At 60.1% G+C, this 13082-nt stretch carries 13 protein-coding genes; 6 read left to right on the plus strand and 7 right to left on the minus strand.

Translation table 11 applies throughout. The features are described from left to right. Positions 1 to 96: 96 nt before the first annotated feature. Positions 97 to 1905, minus strand: a complete 1809-nt coding sequence (locus tag AC1RKH_RS27655; protein WP_493064582.1) for a monovalent cation:proton antiporter-2 (CPA2) family protein — start codon at positions 1903 to 1905, stop codon at positions 97 to 99. 201 nt (positions 1906 to 2106) lie between these two features. Here AC1RKH_RS27655 and AC1RKH_RS27660 point away from each other — a divergent pair, with 201 nt between their 5' ends. Continuing rightward, positions 2107 to 3027 carry a LysR family transcriptional regulator gene (locus AC1RKH_RS27660; protein WP_493064581.1) on the plus strand — a complete coding sequence of 307 codons (921 nt, stop codon included), beginning with the start codon at positions 2107 to 2109 and terminating at the stop codon, positions 3025 to 3027. 23 nt (positions 3028 to 3050) lie between these two features. On the opposite strand, the gene AC1RKH_RS27665 is transcribed toward AC1RKH_RS27660, so the two are convergent. The 3 genes from AC1RKH_RS27665 to AC1RKH_RS27675 form a co-directional block, all read right to left on the minus strand. Continuing rightward, positions 3051 to 3827, minus strand: a complete 777-nt coding sequence (locus tag AC1RKH_RS27665; RefSeq protein ID WP_493064580.1) for a substrate-binding domain-containing protein — start codon at positions 3825 to 3827, stop codon at positions 3051 to 3053. Positions 3828 to 3852: 25 nt separating this feature from the next. Next, the gene (locus tag AC1RKH_RS27670; protein WP_493064579.1) at positions 3853 to 5157 is read right to left on the minus strand and encodes an MFS transporter; all 1305 of its coding nucleotides are present in this window, start codon (positions 5155 to 5157) and stop codon (positions 3853 to 3855) included. A 193-nt stretch (positions 5158 to 5350) separates the two neighbouring features. Continuing rightward, positions 5351 to 5968, minus strand: a complete 618-nt coding sequence (locus tag AC1RKH_RS27675) for a DJ-1/PfpI family protein (RefSeq protein ID WP_123424795.1) — start codon at positions 5966 to 5968, stop codon at positions 5351 to 5353. A gap of 188 nt (positions 5969 to 6156) precedes the next feature. On the opposite strand from AC1RKH_RS27675, the gene AC1RKH_RS27680 reads away from it, so the two are divergent. Both AC1RKH_RS27680 and AC1RKH_RS27685 read left to right on the plus strand, forming a co-directional pair. Next, positions 6157 to 6465, plus strand: a complete 309-nt coding sequence (locus AC1RKH_RS27680; RefSeq protein WP_123424794.1) for an RcnB family protein — start codon at positions 6157 to 6159, stop codon at positions 6463 to 6465. Between the two features lie 100 nt (positions 6466 to 6565). Beyond that, positions 6566 to 6904 (plus strand): FKBP-type peptidyl-prolyl cis-trans isomerase, encoded by a 339-nt coding sequence (locus AC1RKH_RS27685; protein ID WP_493064578.1) that lies wholly within the window; start codon positions 6566 to 6568, stop codon positions 6902 to 6904. 6 nt (positions 6905 to 6910) lie between these two features. Here AC1RKH_RS27685 and AC1RKH_RS27690 read toward each other — a convergent pair whose 3' ends face one another. Continuing rightward, positions 6911 to 7816 carry a LysR family transcriptional regulator gene (locus AC1RKH_RS27690; RefSeq protein ID WP_493064577.1) on the minus strand — a complete coding sequence of 302 codons (906 nt, stop codon included), beginning with the start codon at positions 7814 to 7816 and terminating at the stop codon, positions 6911 to 6913. A gap of 105 nt (positions 7817 to 7921) precedes the next feature. Here AC1RKH_RS27690 and AC1RKH_RS27695 point away from each other — a divergent pair, with 105 nt between their 5' ends. Beyond that, the gene (locus AC1RKH_RS27695) at positions 7922 to 9145 is read left to right on the plus strand and encodes an SGNH/GDSL hydrolase family protein (RefSeq protein ID WP_493064576.1); all 1224 of its coding nucleotides are present in this window, start codon (positions 7922 to 7924) and stop codon (positions 9143 to 9145) included. A gap of 49 nt (positions 9146 to 9194) precedes the next feature. Here the strand turns inward: AC1RKH_RS27695 and AC1RKH_RS27700 are convergent, their stop codons facing one another. Then, positions 9195 to 10535: an MFS transporter gene (locus tag AC1RKH_RS27700; RefSeq protein WP_493064575.1), complete on the minus strand. Its 1341-nt coding sequence runs from the start codon at positions 10533 to 10535 to the stop codon at positions 9195 to 9197. A 168-nt stretch (positions 10536 to 10703) separates the two neighbouring features. On the opposite strand from AC1RKH_RS27700, the gene AC1RKH_RS27705 reads away from it, so the two are divergent. Together AC1RKH_RS27705 and dmeF are read left to right on the plus strand one after the other, a co-directional pair. Further along, positions 10704 to 10979: a metal/formaldehyde-sensitive transcriptional repressor gene (locus AC1RKH_RS27705; protein WP_493064574.1), complete on the plus strand. Its 276-nt coding sequence runs from the start codon at positions 10704 to 10706 to the stop codon at positions 10977 to 10979. Positions 10980 to 10993: 14 nt separating this feature from the next. Further along, positions 10994 to 11920, plus strand: coding sequence for a CDF family Co(II)/Ni(II) efflux transporter DmeF (dmeF, locus tag AC1RKH_RS27710; RefSeq protein WP_493064573.1), 927 nt, complete (start codon positions 10994 to 10996; stop codon positions 11918 to 11920). Between the two features lie 14 nt (positions 11921 to 11934). Here dmeF and AC1RKH_RS27715 read toward each other — a convergent pair whose 3' ends face one another. Next, positions 11935 to 13068: a cytochrome P450 gene (locus AC1RKH_RS27715; RefSeq protein WP_493064572.1), complete on the minus strand. Its 1134-nt coding sequence runs from the start codon at positions 13066 to 13068 to the stop codon at positions 11935 to 11937. Between the last annotated feature and the right edge of the window lie 14 nt (positions 13069 to 13082).

Genomic DNA, 13082 nt, shown 5'->3' on the forward strand with positions numbered 1-13082 from the left:
GAGGATTTTGATACGGCCAAGCTTTTCAGCGAAAAGCACTTCGCGAAAGCTTGACCGGAAACAGAGTATCTACGGGGAGCGCGATCTTTTCGGGTTTCAAGGTTTGCCCGTCTCTTCCTCAAGCTGATCCGCCTCGAACAGCCGTGCCAGTTCGGTTCGGGCTTCCTGGGCGGTCTGCATGACTTTCGCGGCATCGTCGTAGATCGCGTGCTGGGCTTCGAGCACTTGTTCGTCGTGATGCTTGAACGTCTCGATGCGGGCATCCGCCTGGGTCTTGCTCAGGCCCAGACCGAGCAGGGTCCGGCGACTCATTTCCAGGCTGGAATAATAGGTTTCCCGGATCGCCTCGGCACTGAGGTCGACCAAGCGGTGCACATGCTGACGGTTACGCGCGCGGGCGATGATTTTCATGTGCGGGTAGAGCTTGCGCACCAACTCGGCAGTCTTGATGTTGGTGTCCGGGTCATCGGTGGCAATCACAAAGAATTCCGCCTGCCCAACCTTGGCCGCGCTGAGAATTTCCGGGCGCATCGGGTCACCGTAGAACACCGGTACGCCGCCAAAACTGCGCGACAGTTCGATGGTTTCCACCGAGGTGTCGAGGGCGACGAACTGGATTTTCTGCGCCCGCAGGATCCGCGCCACGATCTGTCCCATCCGGCCCATGCCAGCGATCACCACGCGGGGTGCGTCGGTGTCGATTTCACGCAAGTGCGGCGGTACGGCGACGGGCTGGATTTTCGATTTCACCAGTCGGCCACACATCAGCAGCAACAGCGGTGTCACGGCCATGGACAGGGTGATGGTCAGCACCTGAAGGTCGTACATCCGTGGGTCGAACAGGCCTTGATCGCGGCCGATCTTGAACACCACGAACGCAAACTCACCGCCCGCCGCCAGCACGATACCCAGGCGCAGCGCACTCAGCCGACTCAGACCTCCGGCCAGCCGCCCGACGACAAACAGCAGCGGCAGCTTGAGCATGATCAACAGCAGGGTCAGGCCCAGCACGGTCGCCGGGGCGCTGAACAACAGGCTGATATTGGCGCCCATGCCGACACTGATGAAAAACAGCCCCAGCAGCAGGCCCTTGAACGGTTCGATTTGCGCTTCCAGTTCATGGCGGTACTCCGAGTCCGCCAGCAGCAAGCCGGCGAGGAATGCCCCCAGCGCCATCGACACGCCGACCAGGTCCATCAGCCACGCAGTGCCGATCACCACCAGCAGCGCAGTGGCGGTCGAGACTTCCGGCAGACCGGTTTTGGCGACGATACGAAACACCGGTCGCAACAGGTAACGGCCACCGATTACCACCACCGCGATGCTACCCAGCACGCGCAGGACATGGTTCAAATCTTCAGCGGCGGTCGTGGTGTGATCACCGCCCGCGAGCAGCGGCACCATGGCGATCAGCGGGATCGCCGCGATGTCCTGAAACAGCAGAATGGCAAACGCCAGCCGCCCGTGAGGGCTGGTCAGTTCCTTGCGTTCGGCGAGGCTTTGCAAGCCGAATGCAGTGGACGACAACGCCAGCCCCAGACCGAGCACGATCGCACTGTTGAGTGCCTGGCCGAACACGTAGAACGCCAGCACGCCGATCACCGAACCGGTCAGCAGCACCTGCGCCAGACCGACGCCAAACACCGCTTTGCGCATCACCCACAGCCGTCGCGGCGACAGCTCAAGGCCAATGATGAACAGCAGCAAGACCACGCCGAGCTCGGAAATATGGCTGACGCTTTGCGGGTTGCCGATCAATCCCAGCACCGATGGCCCGATGATTACCCCGGCCAGCAGATAGCCCAACACCGCACCCAATTGCAGGCGTTTGGCCAAAGGCACGGTGAGCACCGCCGCGAACAGAAAGACGACAGCGGCTTGCAACAGGTTGCCTTCATGGGGCATGGCTTACTCCTGGGAATACGAAGACGTAGAACGACACACATTGCGGACAATCATGGGCCACAAGGGCGGACAGGATAAAGGCTGGGGTGGCATCAGTCAGTCATGAGTGCCGGCTATCGCGGATTAGCGCGTTACAATTTGCATCAATTTGTTACATTCATAGGATAAGCTGATCAATTCGTTTGCCGGTGAGTGTGCGTCATGGCCATCAATTTCGACCTGAATGACTTGCAGGCATTTCGCGCGGTGGTCGAGCAGGGCAGCTTTCGCAAGGCCGCCGACGCGGTGCGTATCTCCCAGCCAGCGCTAAGTCGACGGATTGAAAAGCTCGAAGACGCACTCGGGGTCAAACTGTTCGAACGCACCACTCGCCGCGTTAGCCTGACCCAGGCAGGGCGCGCGTTTGCGCCCAGTGTCGACCGTTTACTGGATGACCTGGATGTGGCGTTGCTGGGGATCAGCGACGTGGCGTCGACCCGTTTGGGTTACGTCACCGTGGCTTGCGTGCCTTCGGCGGCCTACTACTTCATGCCGCGAGTGGTTGCCCAATACCATCAGCGCTTTCCGCGAATCAAGGTCAAGGTCCTCGACTCCAGCGCCCATGACGTGTTGAGTGCGGTGGTCAATGGCGAGGCGGATTTCGGCTTGAGTTTCATGGGCACGCTGGAGGCCGAGGTCGAGTTCGAACCGCTGGTGCAAGAGCGTTATGTGGTCGCTTGCCGGCGCGATCACGCCTTGGCCAGTCGCGCAAGCGTGAGCTGGAGCGAGCTGTACCAGCAGGATTACATCTCCCTCGACAAAACCTCGGGCAATCGCTTTCTGCTGGATCAGGCGCTGAGCGGGATCGTGCCGGCGCGTCAGAGCATCTGCGAAACCCGTCATGTCACTACGATGATCGGCCTGGTCGAAGCCGGGCTGGGTATTGCCGCGGTGCCGTTGATGGCGATGCCCGGCAGTGACCATCCGATTTTGACTCATGTACCGCTGACCGACCCGCAGGTTATGCGTAGCGTCGGCCTGCTCAAACGCCGGGGGCGGACGTTGACGCCGGCGGCGTTGGAGCTGGAGCGGTTGATCGTTGAAATGAAGGTCAGCCAACCGCCAGAACCGGTCTCAGCGTAGATCGGCTGAGGCCGGCGGCAGGCTTAGCGGCTGACCGAGTCGAGTCCGGTTGCCGTGACATCCGGCTGGGCGGCCGGGGAGGCGAGGTAGTCGAGCAAGGCCTTGGCTTGCACCGGGTGTTGCGCGCCGACGGGGATGCCAGCGGCGAAACGCGTCACTGACTGCACGGATTCCGGAATCTTGCCGACGAAGGTCACGCCGGGCACCGGGAGCAATTCACTGACCTGCTGGAAGCCCAATTGGTACTCGCCGCTGGCAACCACAGAGCCCACCGGGATTTTAGGCACCATGGTCGATTTGGCTTTGAGCTGCGGCTCGATACCCAGGCGCTTGAACAGCTGATCCTGGATGTACACGCCGCTGGCGCTGTCGGAGTAGGCCACGGACCGGGCGTTGAGCAAGGTCGCCTTCAGCCCCTCGACCGAGCCGATGTCCGGCTTCGCTGCACCCTCGCGCACCACCAGACCAATCCTCGAATCGGCCAGTTCAACCCGCGACCCGGGCAAGACCTTGCCTTGCTTGATCAGTTCATCCAGCGCATAGCCAACCATGATCACCACATCGGCGTGCTCGCCACGGGCCAGCCGGTTGGGGATCGCTTCAGGCGCCTTGCCCATCGACGGGCCGAGTGCCGTGTCGAGGGTGTTGCCGGTGGCGGCGGCGAACTTCGGACCGAGCACTTTATAGGCGGCAGTGAAGCCACCGGAGGTCATCACCCGAAGTTCGTCAGCCTGCGCCACGGTGCTCAAACCCATGACGCCGATCAGGGTCAACGCCGCGAGGTTCAGTAATTTCTTCATCGACATCTCTCTGTCAGGGATTGGCTTATTGCACGGCGGCTTGCAAACGGCCGGTCGAGCGCCGGTACAAGTAAAGCGTTGCGCACAACGCACACAGCGCGGCGAAACTCATCCAGTAACCGGGGGCGGCCTTATCGCCTGAGTATTGAATCAAGAAGGTCGAAATCGCCGGGGTGAAGCCGCCGAATACCGCTGTCGCCAGGCTGTAGGCCAGAGAGAAACCGGCCACGCGAACTTCCACCGGCATGATTTCAGTCAGCGCTGCAACCATTGCGCCGTTGTACAAACCGTAAATGAACGACAACCACAGCAGCACCAACAGCATGTTGATGAAACTCGGTGCCTGGACCAGGTATGACAACGCCGGATAGGCCGTGGCCAAGGTCAACAGAGTCATGGCCAGTAACACCGGACGCCGACCGATGCGGTCCGACAGTGCGCCGCCCAGTGGCAGCCAGCAGAAGTTCGACACACCGACCAGCAAGGTCACCAGCAACGCATCGGCGGTGCTCAGGTGCAGCACGGTTTTGCCGAAGGTCGGTGCGTACACGGTGATCAGGTAAAACGCGGTGGTGGTCAGCGCCACCATCAGCATCCCGGCGATTACGATCTGCCAGTTCTGCAGCAGCGTGCCGAACACCTGACGCATACTTGGGCGGTGGCGACGGGCAGTGAACTCTGCGGTTTCTTCGAGATTGCGCCGCAGCAGGAAGATGAACGGCACGATCATGCAGCCGACGAAAAACGGAATGCGCCAGCCCCAGTCGGCAATCACTGTCGCCGGCATCCATTGATTCAGCGCATAGCCCAGCGCGGCGGCAATGACGATTGCCACTTGCTGACTGGCCGACTGCCAACTGGTGAAGAAACCCTTGCGGCCCGGTGTGGCGATTTCCGCCAGGTACACCGACACGCCGCCCAGTTCCGCGCCTGCGGAAAACCCCTGAAGCAGGCGGCCGATCAACACCAGTGCCGGGGCAAACAGGCCGATGGTCTCGTAGCCGGGCACCAGCACAATCAGAATCGTGCCGCTGGCCATGATCGACAGGGTGACGATCAAACCTTTGCGACGACCGACGTCATCGATGTATGCACCGAGAATCACCGCGCCCAACGGCCGCATCAAGAAGCCCGCGCCAAACACCGCGAAGGTCATCATCAGCGAGGCGAATTCGCTGCTGGCAGGGAAGAACGCCGCGGCAATATACGTGGCGTAGAAACCGAAGAGGAAGAAGTCGAACTGTTCCAGGAAGTTGCCCGAGGTGACCCGGAAAATCGCACTGGCCTTGCTGCGAACGGATGTCGCTGGCGGATGGGTTGTAGCCTGCATGTTTTGTCTCCCGCGCTTTTTATGACATGCGCAACGTGGCGCATGGATCTTATTAGGGCGGGATACTGGAGCAGGTCGATCGATATGATAAGTGCATATTTAACATCTATTGATGCGTGCAGATTATCACTGGGGCGAAGCTTCCCAATGACTCACTGCACACGTTGCCGCGTGGTGTTTTATCCAGGTGCAGTCAGACAGCCGCCTGCATCGCGGAGTGGATATGCGACAGCGCTCGCGTCACGTACTCGTCCTTTTCGCCCACCGGGGCGAAATAGTGCAGCACCTCGCGGGCGGCTTCGTGGCTCTTCAGGCGGGCGATCAGCCAGGCCGAGAGGTACTGAGCCGACAGACAGCCGCCCGCCGTGGCGATATTGCTGTCGCTGTAGAACGCCTGATTGATGATGTTGATTCCGGCGGCCACCACCCACGGTTTGCTGGTGGTATCGGTGCAGGCCGGTGCGTGGCCCAGCAATCCAAGCCTGGCCAACAGAAACGTGCCGGAGCATTGCGCCGCCAGCAGTTGGCGGGTCGGGTCCAGTCGTAGTTGGTCCATGATCGCCGGGTCGTTGGCCACCTCGCGGGTTCTCATCCCGCTGCCCACTAGTACCGCATCGGCCTGACAGGCTTGTGCAAGGTCGATGTGGGCGTCGATGGTCAATCCGTTCATGGACGTCACTCGCGGAGTTGGCGAGGCAATGCTCACGCGCCAGTCTTTATCTCCCAGCAAGGAAATCCGGCTCAACATGCCGAAGGCAATCAAGGAGTCCAGTTCGTTGAACCCTTCAAACGTCAGAATGGCGATGTGCATGGCAATCATCCGGCAGGGCCCGCTCAGGCAGGCGCGATAGTGTTGTCAGCAGACTACTCTGGTCTTTGGTGACCGCGTCGGTACAGTCAAGCGCAGAATCATCGCTACAGTGAGATGTGAGCGTTTTGAATGACTGGACGCAATCGCGGTCCCAGAGCGGGTGCCACGAATTCACTGGAGGAATACCGATGCTGCATAAAGAAAACCTGGCTGCCATGGTGGTGTTTGCGAGTTTTGTCGTCGTCTGCCCGATGGTCCTGGCCGATGATCCCGTGCAAGCCAGCGTCCAGGCTTCGCCGATCAATGCACGTAACCTGCAAGTCGGCGATCATGCGCCGGAGATCTACAGACGCTATGAAAAAGCCCTGGTCAACTGGAAGAGTCACGGCTTGAAAACCCCGCCAAGCCAGAGCCAATGGGTGCAAGTCAACGACAAGTACATGCTGGTGCAGACCACCAACGGGCAGATTCTGGCGGTCATGCCGATCGAGCGTTGAGCCGCTGCCCGCACCAGCGTCTTCAACAGCATTGCCCTGCGAGGCGAAATCTGAGAAAACGCGGTCCGTGTTTGGGGTCATCGCTAATGAGAGAGCAGTAATGAACGAAGAATTGCAGGTCATCGACCTTGAAGTGGGCGATGGCAAAGCGGCCGTCAAAGGCGCCTTGATTACCACCCAGTACCGCGGCTTTCTGGAGGACGGCACACAGTTCGATTCTTCCTGGGATCGCGGTAAACCCTTTCAATGCGTGATCGGCACTGGCCGAGTGATCAAGGGCTGGGATCAAGGCCTGATGGGGATGAAGGTCGGCGGTAAGCGCAAATTGCTGGTGCCGGCGCATCTGGCCTATGGCGAGCGCTCGATGGGCGCCATCACGCCCAACTCCAACCTGATTTTCGAGATCGAATTGCTCGAAGTGCTGACGCGCGACGATTGACGGCTGTTACGCCTGGAACCCCGGTAACTGGCCGATTCGCTCGCTGAGAAACTCTGTGAGCAACCGTGCGCGCAACGCTCGGTAGCGGCGCTCCGGATAGAGCAGGAACGCTTCGTTGGCCGGGCCGCTCCACAGCGGTAGCACGCGCACTAACTGACCGCTTTCCAGCAGATCGCTGACGAGCCAGGCCGGCGTGATGCACAGCCCAGCGCCCAGCAACAGACCATCGCGGATCGCCAAAGAGCTGTTGGCTCGATAGCGTCCTTGAGCGATGACCGTTGCGCGCTCACCGTCGGGGCCGCTCAATTCCAGTTGATCGCCAGTGGTCAGCCAGGCGAAGCGCAGGAAGTTGTGTTGGCCCAGATCCGTCGGGTGCGTCAATGGCGGATGCTTGCGCAGGTACGCAGGCGCCGCCACCAGCATCCGTGGCGAGGTTGCGACGCGGCGGGCGATGACGTTCGGCGGTAGTGCACCTCCCAGACGCAGGGCCAGGTCGACGTTTTCTTCGGTCAGGTCGACAAAGCGATCATTGAGGATCAACTCGACCTCGATCTCCGGGTACTGCGCCATGAATTCCAGCAGCAAGGTATTCAGGCGCAACACCCCAAGGCTGACCGGCGCGTTGATGCGCAGCAGTCCTTGGGGGCGTTCGGTCAGGCCTCTGACATCGGCGAGCGCTTCGTCGTATTCCTCAAGAATCCGTTTCGTGCGTTCGTAGAAACGCTTGCCCGGCTCGGTCGGCGTCAATCCGCTGCTGCCACGGGTCAACAGGCGCGCACCCAGTTGTTTTTCCAGGGCGGCGATCAGCTTGCTGACGCTGGGTTGAGTGGTTTCCAGCTCACGGGCGGCAGCGGACAGACTGCCGAGCTCGAGCGCACGGACAAAGCACTGCATGGCTTTCAGATCATTCATGGCATTCAATTCTGGAATGGGCTGTATTCGAATTAACCTTCTACCACGTCTTTTTTGAATGGAACACGCTGACCTCCTCGAAACGCTTCCTCAAGGAGATTCAGCATGAAAAGCCTTCACAGTGCATTGCCAGTGATTCTGTCGTTGAGCGCCTTGTTCGCCATGGCGCCAGTCAACGCCCAGGAGCATTGGGTCAGCACCTGGACCGCCAGCCCTCAACCGATCTGGGGCCATGAACTGCCACTGCCCACGCGCATTCCCGAAACCCTCACCGACAGCACCGTGCATCAGCAGTTGCGGATCAGCAGCGCGGGGGACCGGGTGCGCGTGGTGATTTCCAACGAGTATGGTCAGCAGCCACTGGTGATCGGCGCTGTACGGCTGAAGCGGGTTGAGGAGAGCAATGCCGGGCAGCCGCTGACCTTCAATGGCCAGACGCAATTGCGCATCGCCCCCGGCGAAAAACGCACCAGCGACCCGATTGACCTCCATGTCCCGGCCCTCGCGGAACTGCTGGTCTCGTTGTACTTGCCGCAACGCACGCCGCTGACCACCTTCCATTGGGACGGCAAGCAAACAGCCGTTATCAGCCCAGGTAATCAGACCCAGGCCATACAGCTGAAGGGCAATAGTGAGGTCGAAGCGCGGCTGTTCCTCAGCGAAGTACTGGTCGACGCGGCGCCTGAAACCCGTGGCGTGGTGGTGCTCGGGGATTCGATCACCGACGGTCGTGGCTCGACGTTGAACGGCAACCGGCGCTGGACCGACTTTCTTGCACAACGCTTGAGCACCCAGCCTGTCGCCGTGCTCAACGCCGGGATCTCCGGCGCGCGGCTACTCGACGACGGCATGGGCGAGAGTGCGGCCAAGCGCTTCGAGCGCGACGTGTTGCGCCAGCCTGGCGTCAGCAGTGTGGTGCTGATGCTGGGGATCAACGACATCAGCTGGCCGGGCAGCACCTTCGCGCCGAATACGCCGATACCGACACTGGAGACGCTGATCGCCGGTTATCAGCGCCTGATCGCCCAGGCGCGGCAGCATAAAGTGCGGATCATCGGCGCGACCCTGATGCCGTTTGAAGATGCGCTCCAGGGCACGCCGATCGAACACTACTACAGCGCCGAGAAAGACCAACTGCGTCAGGCACTCAACCGGTGGATTCGCAGCAGCGGGGCGTTCGAGGCGGTGATTGATTTCGACCGAATCATGCGCGACCCACAGCATCCGACACGGTTTCTGCCGGCGTACGACTCGGGTGATCACCTGCATCCGGGGGATTTCGGAAATCAGGCGATGGCAGAGGCAGTTGATCTCGAGGTCTTGTTTTAGAGTTTTTTGCGAACTCCGTTTGTAAGAAACTGGGGTACGGCGAGGCACGTCAGTGCGCAAACGCTTCAGGGTATTTGTCCAGATAGGCATCATTGAGCTGCGTATCCTGGGAGCGCATGAAAGTTTTGAAGTCGGGTACCAGAAAGACCAGCAGAGACAACAGCAGCACCATGACGCCCAGCAGCGTGATTGTCAGTGCGACCCCCAGATAGGCGATCAGGGTATTCATCGCGAAACTACCCAAGGGGCTGGCCGCCGCAGACAGAAATGAAACCGTGGCAAAAATCCGGTTGCGATGGAGCTTGGGCGTCGCCAGCAACCTCACAGCGGAGGTGGGGATGTTGATCAACATCAGGCCGACACCGCCGCAGAAAAAGGCCGCGGGTACGATGAGCGACGATGAAACGGTGCCGGCCATCACCAGGTTGCACCCCAGTAATGCAAAACCTGCAGACACACACATGTCACGGGGGACCCGGTCGGATAACCAGCCGATGATCTTGTAACTGCCCGCCAGAATGCCCAGCCCGAAGCACGAATCCAGAAGACCGATGTAAGTGACCGGGTACTGGATGACGTCCTTTACGTACAGTGGGATCAGGATGGTGAAGAACGGAAACAAGGCAAAGTTGATCAGCATCGCAATGATGGCCAGGTAAAATTCGACTTTCACTCCGTAAACCACTTTGAAGCCGGAATAGATCATGCTGAAGCCGCTGGCACCCGGGGCTTTTTCGCCTCGGCCAGTGGCACCGATGTGGCTCGGGATGGTCGCGATCAACGCCCCGGCGATGAGAATCGCAAAAAAATCAGCGGCAAAGGCGAACGTGATACCGAACCCGTAAATCAACCCGCTGGCCAGTACCGGCCCCAGCAGAATGGAAAAGGACGACATCACGCTTTTGGTCCGAAAGGCCAGGGAGACTTTATCGTCGTCTGCAAACAAAGGAATGATCGACGCCTGGAGAGGGTCGCGTACGCCGACGATCGCACTGCTGATCATCATCAGCGCGCCCACCGTCCAGGGGTTGAACGACCCCGTGGCGGACAGCACCACCATCAACAGCGCTGTCAGCAGGCTGATCCATGAGGCCAGCTTGATGATCAGGATTTTGTTGTACGTGTCCCCCAGCCATCCCAGCAGAGGTTTGGCTAACACTTCCGCCGCGATGGAACAGGCAATCATGTTGGCGAAATAGAGTGCAGAGCCTGTTTCCTGCAAGGTCCACCAGGCCACCGCCAGTTGATTGCACCGTCCCCCCAGAACCATCAGTAAAAAGCTGAATTGCACTTTCAACAGACGCCGGTCGATGCCGGGAAAGCCCCACGTAATGCCCGAAAAATTTGCACTCATTGACATTCCTTTGATCCGGATAGGGCGACTGCGCAAGCAGGTGCGCTCAAGAGTACAGGTCGACGCGGCGAGGCGGTTGATCCGAGCGCCTTGTTCTAGCGCTGTTCCGCGGCGTATCCCATAACCATTGGGTGAATGCAGGGTTGCCAATGTTGAGGTGATCGGCGACTATCCTTTCCGCAGATAGGTATAGGGGGTATAGGTATGTCGCACATTCACGAGCACAAAGACGATCTGCTCAAGCGGGTTCGTCGTATCGCCGGCCAGGTTCAAGCCGTCGAGCGCGCATTGGAGTCGGAGGCTGACTGCGCCAAAACCCTGCATTTGGTCGCGGCGATTCGTGGTGCGGTCAACGGCCTGATGGATCAGTTCATCGAGGCCCACGCCCGTGAGCACGTGGCCAGCCCCGAGCTCAACGATCAAGAGCGTGCCGAGGGCCTGGAAGAGTTGCTGCAAGCCATTCGTCGTTATTCAAATTGAAGGTCATGCAACCGATGAGCAGTTCACCTCAGGTTTCACGTTACTCCCACGATCACATGTTTCTGGGCGCCACCCACGATGACAATGCCAGACGCACACTGTGGGTCGTTGCGCTGACGTTCGTCATGATGATTGGCGAGATTGCCGCCGGTTACATCACCGGTTCCATGGCGTTGTTGGCGGATGGGTTTCATATGGCCACCCACGTCGGTGCGCTCGGCATTACCGCGATCGCTTACGGGTTTGCCAGACGCAACGCCGGTAATGCGCGCTACAGTTTTGGTACGGGCAAGGTGGGGGATCTGGCGGGTTTCGCCTCGGCCATGGTGTTGGGGTTGGTCTCGATCGTCATTGCCGCAGAGTCGATCATGCGGTTGTTTCAACCGACCACCGTGGCCTTCACTGAAGCGACACTGATCGCAGTGGTAGGTTTGGCCGTGAACATCGTCAGTGCGCTTTTACTGGCCGGCAACTCTGCGCATCATGACCACGGTCACGGTCACGGTCACGGCCATGAGCATCATCACGACAACAATCTGCGTTCGGCCTATGTCCATGTGCTGGCCGATGCGATGACTTCCGTGCTGGCAATCGCTGCGTTGTTGGCCGGTCGCTATCTGGGCTGGGTCTGGCTGGACCCGGTGATGGGTATCGTCGGCGCAGTCGTGATCGCCAATTGGGCTTATGGTTTGATGCGAGACAGCGCGGCAGTGCTGCTGGATACGACCGATGAACACGTCGCCGCCGAGGTGCGTGAACTGCTTGAGTCGACAGGCGATGTCAGCATCACCGACCTGCATGTCTGGCGCGTAGGCCCACAGGCCCGGGCAGCGATTGTCAGCGTCGTGACCACGGCAGCCGTCACGGCCGATGCCATCCGCGAACGGCTGGCACCGGTCCATGAGCTGTCACACCTGACTGTTGAATATCGCAACGCTTGAGCAGTCGCTGGCGATCATCGCCAAACCTCCAACCGCTCGCGAAACACCGGAATACGCCCGTTCAGTGACGGACGGTAATCCCAGGCAAGCTGATCCAGCGCGCCGTTGTGCGTCATGATTTCGCTGAGTGTGGCGCTGGCGATGCTCAGGGCCAGTGTCTGGCCGGGGCACTGGTGGCGGCCGGCGCCGAAGGTGAAGCTGCGGCGGGTCGGGCGGTCGAGGATCAAGGCGTCTGGATTGTCGTTGAGTTGTGGGTCGCGGTTGGCCGAGGCCAGCAGCACCAGAATGACATCGCCGGGCTTGAGACTCACGCCGTGGATTTCACAAGGCGCGGCGACGAAGCGACGGGTGTTCTGGACCGAAGGATCATAGCGTTGGACTTCCGCCAGCAGGTCACTGATCCGCGTCGGGTCGCGCTGCATTTTACCCTTGAGGTGCGGGTTGCGGATCAACGCCAGCACGGCGTTGCCGATCAACCCGGCGGTGGCTTCGTAGGTCTGGGAGAGCAGGCCTATCAGGTTGGCGAGTAGGGTTTCGTGGTCTGTCAGGCGTTGGCGAATCCCTTCAAGTAGAGGGCTTTGGTGGTCCTGCGCGCTGAGGCGTTCTACGAAGTAACCGTTCAGGTGTTCCGCCGCTGCATGGGCTGTGTCCAGTTGGGCCGGGCTGCTCAAGGGCGACAGGCACGCGACGAAATCAGCCGTCAGTTCGCTTAGGGTTCGACCTTCTGCTGGAGTAAATCCGAGCAGCGAGGCGACCACGCAAACCGGACCCATGAACATTGCCTTGTGCAGCCCATCGGCGGACAGGCTGATCAACCGGGCGCGGACCAGTGCGTTGACCTCATCGGTATCGATCATTTCCAGTCCCGGCTGTATGGCTGATCTCGGGCAACGCTGGCGCTCGCCGTCGTTCATCCGCATTAACCGGCCAAACACCTTGCCGGCGTAACCCTGTGCAATGGCGTTGGGCACCGGTTCGTGGGTCGGCCGGACCTTGCAGTCGGGATGAGCCAACACGGCTTCGACGGCCTGGGCGCTGCTGGCTACCCAAAACCCCAGTCCCTGATGAAATGAAAGGCCACCATCGGCCCGCAGGTTGGCGTAATAAGGGTTGGGATCGGTATGGGTCGCGGCGATGATCGGGTCCATGAGGCGCTGCCTTA

This window comes from Pseudomonas sp. GW822-FHT06B12, assembly GCF_058799675.1.

Excerpts from the sequence above, each read along its gene's own strand:
- AC1RKH_RS27655 (WP_493064582.1), bottom strand. The coding sequence starts at position 1,905 with ATGCCCCATGAAGGCAACCTGTTGCAAGCCGCTGTCGTCTTTCTGTTC.
- AC1RKH_RS27660 (WP_493064581.1), top strand. The coding sequence starts at position 2,107 with ATGGCCATCAATTTCGACCTGAATGACTTGCAGGCATTTCGCGCGGTG.
- AC1RKH_RS27665 (WP_493064580.1), bottom strand. The coding sequence starts at position 3,827 with ATGAAGAAATTACTGAACCTCGCGGCGTTGACCCTGATCGGCGTCATG.
- AC1RKH_RS27670 (WP_493064579.1), bottom strand. The coding sequence starts at position 5,157 with ATGCAGGCTACAACCCATCCGCCAGCGACATCCGTTCGCAGCAAGGCC.
- AC1RKH_RS27675 (WP_123424795.1), bottom strand. The coding sequence starts at position 5,968 with ATGCACATCGCCATTCTGACGTTTGAAGGGTTCAACGAACTGGACTCC.
- AC1RKH_RS27680 (WP_123424794.1), top strand. The coding sequence starts at position 6,157 with ATGCTGCATAAAGAAAACCTGGCTGCCATGGTGGTGTTTGCGAGTTTT.
- AC1RKH_RS27685 (WP_493064578.1), top strand. The coding sequence starts at position 6,566 with ATGAACGAAGAATTGCAGGTCATCGACCTTGAAGTGGGCGATGGCAAA.
- AC1RKH_RS27690 (WP_493064577.1), bottom strand. The coding sequence starts at position 7,816 with ATGAATGATCTGAAAGCCATGCAGTGCTTTGTCCGTGCGCTCGAGCTC.
- AC1RKH_RS27695 (WP_493064576.1), top strand. The coding sequence starts at position 7,922 with ATGAAAAGCCTTCACAGTGCATTGCCAGTGATTCTGTCGTTGAGCGCC.
- AC1RKH_RS27705 (WP_493064574.1), top strand. The coding sequence starts at position 10,704 with ATGTCGCACATTCACGAGCACAAAGACGATCTGCTCAAGCGGGTTCGT.
- dmeF (WP_493064573.1), top strand. The coding sequence starts at position 10,994 with ATGAGCAGTTCACCTCAGGTTTCACGTTACTCCCACGATCACATGTTT.
- AC1RKH_RS27715 (WP_493064572.1), bottom strand. The coding sequence starts at position 13,068 with ATGGACCCGATCATCGCCGCGACCCATACCGATCCCAACCCTTATTAC.